Annotated in this window: 16 protein-coding genes and 1 pseudogene; all 17 read left to right on the top strand. The window is 63.0% G+C overall.

The features are described 5' to 3' along the window. Positions 1–125: pseudogene (tuf, locus tag EN738_RS27395) on the top strand (elongation factor Tu); the annotation flags it as partial. A gap of 68 nt (positions 126–193) precedes the next feature. After that, positions 194–502, top strand: a complete 309-nt coding sequence (gene rpsJ / locus EN738_RS27390) for a 30S ribosomal protein S10 (RefSeq protein WP_006205468.1) — start codon at positions 194–196, stop codon at positions 500–502. A 61-nt stretch (positions 503–563) separates the two neighbouring features. After that, on the top strand, positions 564–1,280 hold the full coding sequence (gene rplC / locus EN738_RS27385) for a 50S ribosomal protein L3 (RefSeq protein WP_127286411.1): 717 nt from the start codon (positions 564–566) through the stop codon (positions 1,278–1,280). Beyond that, positions 1,280–1,900, top strand: a complete 621-nt coding sequence (gene rplD, locus EN738_RS27380) for a 50S ribosomal protein L4 (protein WP_127286410.1) — start codon at positions 1,280–1,282, stop codon at positions 1,898–1,900. Before rplC ends, rplD begins: the two co-directional genes overlap by 1 nt. Next, positions 1,897–2,190, top strand: a complete 294-nt coding sequence (locus EN738_RS27375; protein WP_126054435.1) for a 50S ribosomal protein L23 — start codon at positions 1,897–1,899, stop codon at positions 2,188–2,190. Before rplD ends, EN738_RS27375 begins: the two co-directional genes overlap by 4 nt. 22 nt (positions 2,191–2,212) lie before the next feature. Next, positions 2,213–3,046 carry a 50S ribosomal protein L2 gene (rplB, locus tag EN738_RS27370; RefSeq protein WP_126054436.1) on the top strand — a complete coding sequence of 278 codons (834 nt, stop codon included), beginning with the start codon at positions 2,213–2,215 and terminating at the stop codon, positions 3,044–3,046. Between the two features lie 16 nt (positions 3,047–3,062). Next, positions 3,063–3,341: a 30S ribosomal protein S19 gene (gene rpsS / locus EN738_RS27365; protein ID WP_015317982.1), complete on the top strand. Its 279-nt coding sequence runs from the start codon at positions 3,063–3,065 to the stop codon at positions 3,339–3,341. Between the two features lie 2 nt (positions 3,342–3,343). Further along, entirely contained in the window at positions 3,344–3,733 is a 390-nt protein-coding gene (gene rplV, locus EN738_RS27360; RefSeq protein ID WP_006205462.1) for a 50S ribosomal protein L22, read from the top strand. Further along, entirely contained in the window at positions 3,733–4,464 is a 732-nt protein-coding gene (gene rpsC, locus EN738_RS27355; RefSeq protein ID WP_127286409.1) for a 30S ribosomal protein S3, read from the top strand. Before rplV ends, rpsC begins: the two co-directional genes overlap by 1 nt. A gap of 27 nt (positions 4,465–4,491) precedes the next feature. After that, complete coding sequence (rplP, locus tag EN738_RS27350) at positions 4,492–4,905, top strand: 50S ribosomal protein L16 (protein WP_126054438.1); 414 nt, start codon at positions 4,492–4,494, stop codon at positions 4,903–4,905. Positions 4,906–4,918: 13 nt separating this feature from the next. Then, positions 4,919–5,119, top strand: a complete 201-nt coding sequence (gene rpmC / locus EN738_RS27345; RefSeq protein WP_126042433.1) for a 50S ribosomal protein L29 — start codon at positions 4,919–4,921, stop codon at positions 5,117–5,119. Positions 5,120–5,130: 11 nt separating this feature from the next. Next, entirely contained in the window at positions 5,131–5,370 is a 240-nt protein-coding gene (gene rpsQ / locus EN738_RS27340) for a 30S ribosomal protein S17 (RefSeq protein WP_010909280.1), read from the top strand. 72 nt (positions 5,371–5,442) lie between these two features. After that, positions 5,443–5,811, top strand: coding sequence for a 50S ribosomal protein L14 (gene rplN, locus EN738_RS27335; protein WP_006205457.1), 369 nt, complete (start codon positions 5,443–5,445; stop codon positions 5,809–5,811). A gap of 12 nt (positions 5,812–5,823) precedes the next feature. Continuing rightward, positions 5,824–6,138 (top strand): 50S ribosomal protein L24, encoded by a 315-nt coding sequence (gene rplX, locus EN738_RS27330; protein WP_127286408.1) that lies wholly within the window; start codon positions 5,824–5,826, stop codon positions 6,136–6,138. Then, on the top strand, positions 6,131–6,709 hold the full coding sequence (gene rplE / locus EN738_RS27325) for a 50S ribosomal protein L5 (RefSeq protein ID WP_127286407.1): 579 nt from the start codon (positions 6,131–6,133) through the stop codon (positions 6,707–6,709). Before rplX ends, rplE begins: the two co-directional genes overlap by 8 nt. A 26-nt stretch (positions 6,710–6,735) precedes the next feature. Then, positions 6,736–7,041 (top strand): 30S ribosomal protein S14, encoded by a 306-nt coding sequence (gene rpsN, locus EN738_RS27320; RefSeq protein WP_127286406.1) that lies wholly within the window; start codon positions 6,736–6,738, stop codon positions 7,039–7,041. Positions 7,042–7,054: 13 nt separating this feature from the next. Then, positions 7,055–7,373, top strand: a 319-nt coding sequence (gene rpsH / locus EN738_RS27315) for a 30S ribosomal protein S8 (protein WP_127286405.1), incomplete at its 3' end; no start/stop codon positions are given.

The following is a 7,373-nucleotide window of genomic DNA, read 5'->3' as shown; positions in this document are numbered from 1 at the left end:
GCGACAACATCACGGTCGACGTCGAGCTGATCGTGCCGATCGCCATGGAAGAGAAGCTGCGCTTCGCCATCCGTGAAGGCGGCCGCACCGTCGGTGCCGGCATCGTCGTCACCATCAAAGAATAATTGGACTTAAACCGATCTGTCGCGGGCTCGGAAGTTGCCCGCGCCGCGCCAGAACAAGGAAGTGACGCATGAACGGACAGAATATCCGCATCCGCCTTAAGGCGTTTGATCACCGGGTGCTCGACGCCTCGACCCGGGAGATCGTGTCGACAGCCAAGCGCACCGGCGCCAACGTCCGCGGCCCCATTCCGCTGCCGACGCGGATCGAAAAGTTCACGGTCAACCGGTCGCCGCACGTCGACAAGAAGAGCCGCGAGCAGTTCGAGATGCGCACGCACAAGCGTCTGCTCGACATCGTCGATCCGACCCCGCAGACGGTCGATGCTTTGATGAAGCTCGACCTCGCCGCCGGTGTGGACGTCGAGATCAAGCTCTAAGGGAATGAGAGCGCGGTAAGGGGCGATGCCCCTGGCCCGGAACTCTAAAGGAATTGAACCGATGCGTTCAGGTGTGATTGCAAAGAAGGTGGGAATGACCCGCATCTATAACGATGCCGGGGAACATGTTCCCGTCACCGTTCTCCAGATGGAGAACTGCCAGGTCGTGGCGCAGCGCACGCAGGAGAAGAACGGCTATACGGCCGTCCAGCTCGGCGTTGGCCTCGCCAAGGTGAAGAACACGTCGAAGGCGATGCGCGGCCATTTCGCCGCCGCGTCCGTCGAGCCGAAGGCGAAGCTCGCCGAGTTCCGCGTCTCCGCCGACAACATGATCGACGTCGGCGCCGAGATCACCGTCGAGCACTTCGTCGCCGGCCAGAAGGTCGATGTGACGGGCACCTCGACCGGTAAGGGTTTCCAGGGCGTGATCAAGCGGCACAACATGGGTGGCGGCCGCGCCACGCACGGTAACTCGGTGTCGCACCGCACGCACGGCTCGACCGGCCAGCGCCAGGACCCCGGCAAGGTGTTCAAGGGCAAGAAGATGGCCGGCCACATGGGCGACGCCCGCGTCACCACGCAGAACGTCGAGGTCGTCTCGACCGACGCCGACCGCGGCCTGATCCTGATCCGCGGCGCCGTTCCCGGCGTCAAGGGCGCCTGGATCCTGGTTCGCGACGCGGCCAAGGTCGCGCTGCCGGCCAATGCGCCGAAGCCTGCCGCGATCCGCGCTGGTGCCGCCAAGAATGAAGCCCCGGCTACCGAGGGAGCGGAATAATGGACCTCAAGATCACAACGCTGGGCGGCAAGGACGCCGGCAAGGTGAAACTCTCCGAGGAGATTTTCGGGCTTGATCCGCGCGAGGACATCCTGCAGCGCGTCGTGCGCTGGCAGCTGGCCAAGAAGCAGCAGGGCACGCACAAGGCCAAGGGCCGCGCCGAGATCGCGCGCACCGGCGCCAAGATGTACAAGCAGAAGGGTACGGGCCGCGCCCGTCACCATTCGGCTCGCGCTCCGCAGTTCCGCGGCGGCGGCAAGGCGCACGGCCCGGTCGTGCGCAGCCACGAGCACGACCTGCCGAAGAAGGTGCGCGCGCTCGGCCTCAAGCATGCTCTCTCGGCCAAGGCCAAGAGCGCGTCGATCATCATCGTCGACGAGCTGAAGCTGACCGAGGCCAAGACCAAGGCGCTGGTGGCGAATTTCGAGACGCTCGGCCTGACCAACGCCTTGCTGATCGGCGGCGCCGAGCTCGACCAGAACTTCAAGCTGGCGGCGACCAACATTCCGAACATCGACGTGCTGCCCATCCAGGGCATCAACGTCTACGACATTCTGCGCCGCGGCACGCTGGTCCTTTCCAAGGCCGCCGTCGAGGCTCTCGAGGAGCGCTTCAAATGACCGACCTTCGTCACTACGACGTGATCGTCTCGCCGGCGATCACCGAAAAGTCGACCATGGCTTCCGAGCAGAACCAGGTCGTCTTCAACGTCGCCAAGAAGGCGTCGAAGCCGGAAATCAAGGCCGCCGTCGAAGCCCTCTTCGGTGTCAAGGTTACGGCCGTGAACACGCTTGTCCGCAAGGGCAAGATCAAGCGCTTCCGCGGCACGATCGGCCGCCAGGGCGACGTCAAGAAGGCGGTTGTGACGCTGGCCGACGGCCAGTCGATCGACGTCGCGACGGGTCTCTGAGCTAGGCCGCGAGGACAGGACAATGGCACTCAAGAAATTCAACCCGGTAACGCCGAGCACCCGCCAGCTGGTCATCGTCGACCGCTCGGGGCTCTACAAGGGCAAGCCCGTCAAGGGCCTGACCGAAGGCCTGACCAAGTCGGGCGGCCGCAATAATTACGGCCGCATCACGGCCCGCTTCATCGGCGGCGGTCACAAGCGTTCGTACCGCATCATCGACTTCAAGCGGCGCAAGTTCGACGTCGTCGGCACGGTCGAGCGGATCGAATACGATCCGAACCGCACCGCCTTCATCGCCCTGATCAAGTATGACGATGGCGAGCTGTCCTACATCATCGCCCCGCAGCGTCTTGCTGCCGGCGACAAGATCGTGGCCGGCGAAGCCGTCGACGTGAAGCCGGGCAATGCGATGCCGCTGGCCTCGATGCCGGTCGGCACGATCGTCCACAACATCGAGCTGAAGCCGGGCAAGGGCGGCCAGGTCGCCCGTTCGGCCGGAGGTTACGCCCAGCTCGTCGGCCGCGACCAGGGCATGGCGATCCTGCGCCTCAACTCGGGCGAGCAGCGCGTCGTGCACGGCTCATGCATGGCGACCGTCGGCGCGGTGTCGAACCCCGACCACGGCAACATCAACGACGGCAAGGCCGGCCGCACGGTGTGGCGCGGCAAGCGCCCGCACAATCGCGGCGTGGCCATGAACCCGGTCGATCACCCGCACGGCGGCGGCGAAGGCCGCACCTCGGGTGGCCGTCATCCGGTTTCGCCCTGGGGCAAGCCGACCAAGGGCAAGAAGACGCGGTCCAACAAGGCGACCGACAAGTTCATCGTGCGCTCGCGCCATCAGCGCAAGAGCTAAGAAGAGGTAACGCCAAGTGACTCGTTCGATTTGGAAAGGCCCCTTCATCGACGGCTACCTTCTCAAGAAGGTGGACAAGGTTCGTGAAGGCGGTCGCAATGAGGTGATCAAGATGTGGAGCCGCCGCTCCACCATCCTGCCGCAGTTCGTCGGCCTCACCTTCGGTGTCTACAACGGCCAGAAGCATGTTCCCGTCTCCGTGAACGAGGACATGGTCGGTCACAAGTTCGGTGAATTCGCTCCGACCCGGACCTATTACGGTCATGGCGCGGATAAGAAGGCGAAGAGGAAATAATCATGGGCAAGGCCAAAGCTCCGCGCAGGCTTGCTGACAACGAAGCGCGCGCCGTTCTGCGCACGATCCGTATCAGCCCGCAGAAGCTGAACCTGGTTGCCGCGCTGATCCGCGGCAAGAAGGTCGCGACAGCGCTTTCCGACCTCGAATTCTCGGCCAAGCGGATTTCCGGCACGGTCAAGAAGACGCTGGAATCGGCGATCGCCAACGCGGAAAACAACCACGACCTCGACGTCGACGCGCTGATCGTGGCGGAAGCCTATGTCGGCAAGTCGATCGTCATGAAGCGGTTCCACGCTCGTGGCCGTGGTCGCGCCAGCCGTATCGAAAAGCCGTTCTCGCACCTCACGATCGTCGTTCGTGAAGTCGAGGAAAAAGGGGAGGCCGCATAATGGGCCAGAAAGTCAATCCGATCGGGCTGCGTCTCGGCATCAACCGCACCTGGGATTCGCGCTGGTTCGCGAACACCGGCGAGTACGGCCAGCTGCTGCATGAGGATATCAAGATCCGCAAGTACCTTGAGAAGGAACTCAAGCAGGCCGCGATCTCCAAGGTCGTGATCGAGCGCCCGCACAAGAAGTGCCGCGTCACCATCCATGCGGCGCGTCCGGGCCTGATCATCGGCAAGAAGGGCGCCGACATCGAGAAGCTTCGCAAGAAGCTGATGGAGATGACGAAGTCCGAGACGCACCTCAACATCGTCGAGGTGCGCAAGCCGGAGATCGACGCCACGTTGGTCGCGCAGTCGATCGCGCAGCAGCTCGAGCGCCGTATCGCTTTCCGCCGCGCCATGAAGCGCGCCGTGCAGTCGGCGATGCGTCTCGGCGCCGAGGGCATCCGCATCAACTGCTCGGGCCGTCTGGGCGGCGCCGAAATCGCCCGTATGGAATGGTACCGCGAAGGCCGCGTGCCGCTGCATACGCTGCGCGCCGATGTCGACTACGGTACGGCCGAGGCGAACACCGCCTACGGTATCTGCGGCGTCAAGGTCTGGGTGTTCAAGGGCGAGATCCTCGAGCACGACCCGATGGCTTCGGAACGCCGCGCGACCGAGGGCGATCATGCGCATGGCGGTGCTGCCGGTGGCGAGCGCGAACGCGGCCGCCGTCGCGAAAACGCCTGAGACATTTGAGAATTTGGAGTTAGAACGATGCTGCAGCCAAAGCGCACAAAGTTCCGCAAGCAGTTCAAGGGCCGTATCCACGGTACCGCCAAGGGCGGCACCAACCTGGATTTCGGCGGTTTCGGGCTGAAGGCGCTTGAGCCGAACCGCGTCACCGCGCGCGAGATCGAGGCGGCCCGCCGCGCGATCACCCGCGAGATGAAGCGCGCCGGCCGCGTCTGGATCCGGGTGTTCCCGGATCTGCCGGTCACCTCGAAGCCGACCGAAGTGCGCATGGGTAAGGGCAAGGGCGCCGTCGACTATTGGGCGGCGCGCGTCAAGCCTGGCCGCATCATGTTCGAGATCGACGGCGTCAGCGAAGAGACGGCGCGCGAGGCGCTGCGTCTCGGTGCTGCCAAGCTCTCGGTCAGGACGCGCTTCGTACAGCGCATCGCAGAATAAGGACGGGCCGATCATGAAAGCCGAAGACATCCGGACCAAGACCCAGGACCAGCTGACCGACGACCTGGCCAGCCTGAAGAAGGAGCAGTTCAACCTGCGCTTCCAGAAGGCCACCGGTCAGCTCGAGAAGACCGCACGCGTGAAGCAGGTCCGCAGGGACATCGCGCGCATCAAGACCATCGCCGCGGAAAAGTCCGCGGCCAAGAAGGCTTAAGGACGAAAACCATGCCAAAGCGCATTCTGCAGGGCACCGTCGTCAGCGACAAGAACGAGAAGACGGTTGTCGTCAAGGTCGAACGGCGCTTCACGCATCCCGTGATGAAGAAGACCGTGCGCATGACCAAGAAGTACAAGGCGCACGACGAGAACAACGCCCACAAGGTCGGCGATCAGGTGTTCATCCAGGAATCGAAGCCGATTTCGAAGGACAAGCGCTGGATCGTCGTGTCTTCGGACCAGGCGTAAACAAACGAATTTTGGACAGACCGGGGAGGGGCTTCGAGCCCGTCCCGTTAGAAAAGAAGAAGGCGGCCAGTCATGATTCAGATGCAAACAAACCTCGACGTCGCGGATAATTCCGGCGCCCGTCGTGTCATGTGCATCAAGGTGCTGGGCGGCTCGAAGCGGAAATACGCTTCCGTCGGCGACATCATCGTGGTGTCGATCAAGGAAGCCATTCCGCGCGGCCGCGTGAAGAAGGGCGATGTGATGAAGGCGGTCGTGGTTCGCACGGCCAAGGACATCCGCCGCCCGGACGGCAGCGTGATCCGTTTCGACAAGAACGCGGCCGTTCTCGTCGACAACAAGAAAGAGCCGATCGGCACGCGTATCTTCGGACCGGTTCCGCGCGAACTCCGCGCCAAGAACCACATGAAGATCATCTCGCTCGCGCCAGAAGTGCTGTAAGGAGCCGGACCAATGCAAAAGATTAGAAAAGGCGACAAGGTCGTCGTGCTGGCCGGCAAGGACAAGGGCCGTTCGGGCGAAGTCCTCTCGGTGCAGCCGAAGGACGACACCGCGCTGGTGCGTGGCGTCAACATGATCCGTCGTCACCAGAAGCAGTCCCAGTCCCAAGAGGGCGGGATCATCACCAAGGAAGCGCCGATCAACCTGTCGAACATCGCGCTGGCCGACCCCAAGGATGGCAAGCCGACCCGCGTCGGTTTCATCTTCCAGAAGGACGGCAAGAAAGTGCGCGTCGCCAAGCGCTCGGGAGAAGTCATCAATGGCTAAGGCTGAAACCAAGCAGGCGACTGCCAAGAACGAGCCGCGCCTGAAGAAGGTCTACAACGAGACCATCCGCAAGGCGCTGCAGGAGCAGTTCGGCTACGACAACGACATGCAGGTTCCGCGCCTCGACAAGATCGTGCTGAACATGGGCGTTGGTGAGGCGACCGGCGATTCGAAGAAGCCTTCGGTCGCCGCCGAGGACCTGGCGCTGATCGCCGGCCAGAAGGCCGTCGTCACCCGCGCCCGCAACTCGATCGCCGGCTTCAAGGTGCGCGAGAACATGCCGATCGGCGCCAAGGTCACGCTGCGCAAGGAACGCATGTACGAGTTCCTCGACCGCCTCGTGAACATCGCGCTGCCGCGCGTCCGCGACTTCCGCGGGCTCAACCCGAAGAGCTTTGACGGCCGTGGCAACTACGCCATGGGCATCAAGGAACACATCGTGTTCCCGGAGATCAACTACGACAAGGTTGATCAGGTCTGGGGCATGGACGTCATCGTTTGTACGACGGCGAAGACGGACGACGAAGCCAGGGCTCTGCTCAAGGCTTTCAACTTCCCCTTCCGCCAGTAACGGCAGCGAAAAAGGAAAAATCTGAAATGGCAAAGACCAGCTCAGTCGAGAAGAACAACAGGCGCCGGAAGCTTGCGGACCAGTATGCCGCCAAGCGTAACGCGCTGAAGGCCATCGTCATGGATCAGTCCAAGCCGATGGAAGAGCGTTTCCGCGCCCAGTTGAAGCTGTCGGCACTGCCGCGCAACTCGGCCAAGATCCGCATCCGCAACCGCTGCGAAGTGACGGGGCGTCCGCGCGCCTACTATCGCAAGCTCAAGGTTTCGCGTATCGCGCTTCGCGATCTTGGCAACAACGGCCAGATCCCGGGCCTGGTCAAGTCGAGCTGGTAAGGAGGACACTGAGATGTCATTGAGCGATCCTCTCGGCGATATGCTGACCCGCATCCGCAACGCCTATGGCCGCAAGAAGTCGAGCGTCTCGACTCCGGCCTCGCGTCTGCGCACCCGCGTCCTCGACGTGCTGAAGGCTGAAGGCTATATCCGCGACTACAGCCAGACCGACTTCGAGAACGGCAAGTCCGAAATCGAAATCGAGCTGAAGTATTTTGACGGCGCGCCGGTCGTGCGCGAAATCGCCCGCGTCTCGAAGCCGGGCCGCCGCGTCTATGTCTCGGCCAAGTCGATCCCGCAGGTCGCCAACGGCCTCGGCATCGCCATCCTTT

Source organism: Mesorhizobium sp. M4B.F.Ca.ET.017.02.2.1 (assembly GCF_003998955.1).
GTDB classification, from domain to species: Bacteria; Pseudomonadota; Alphaproteobacteria; order Rhizobiales; family Rhizobiaceae; genus Mesorhizobium; species Mesorhizobium abyssinicae.
Note: the sequence above shows the minus strand (reverse complement) of the source record. Positions and strands in the feature narration are given on the sequence as shown.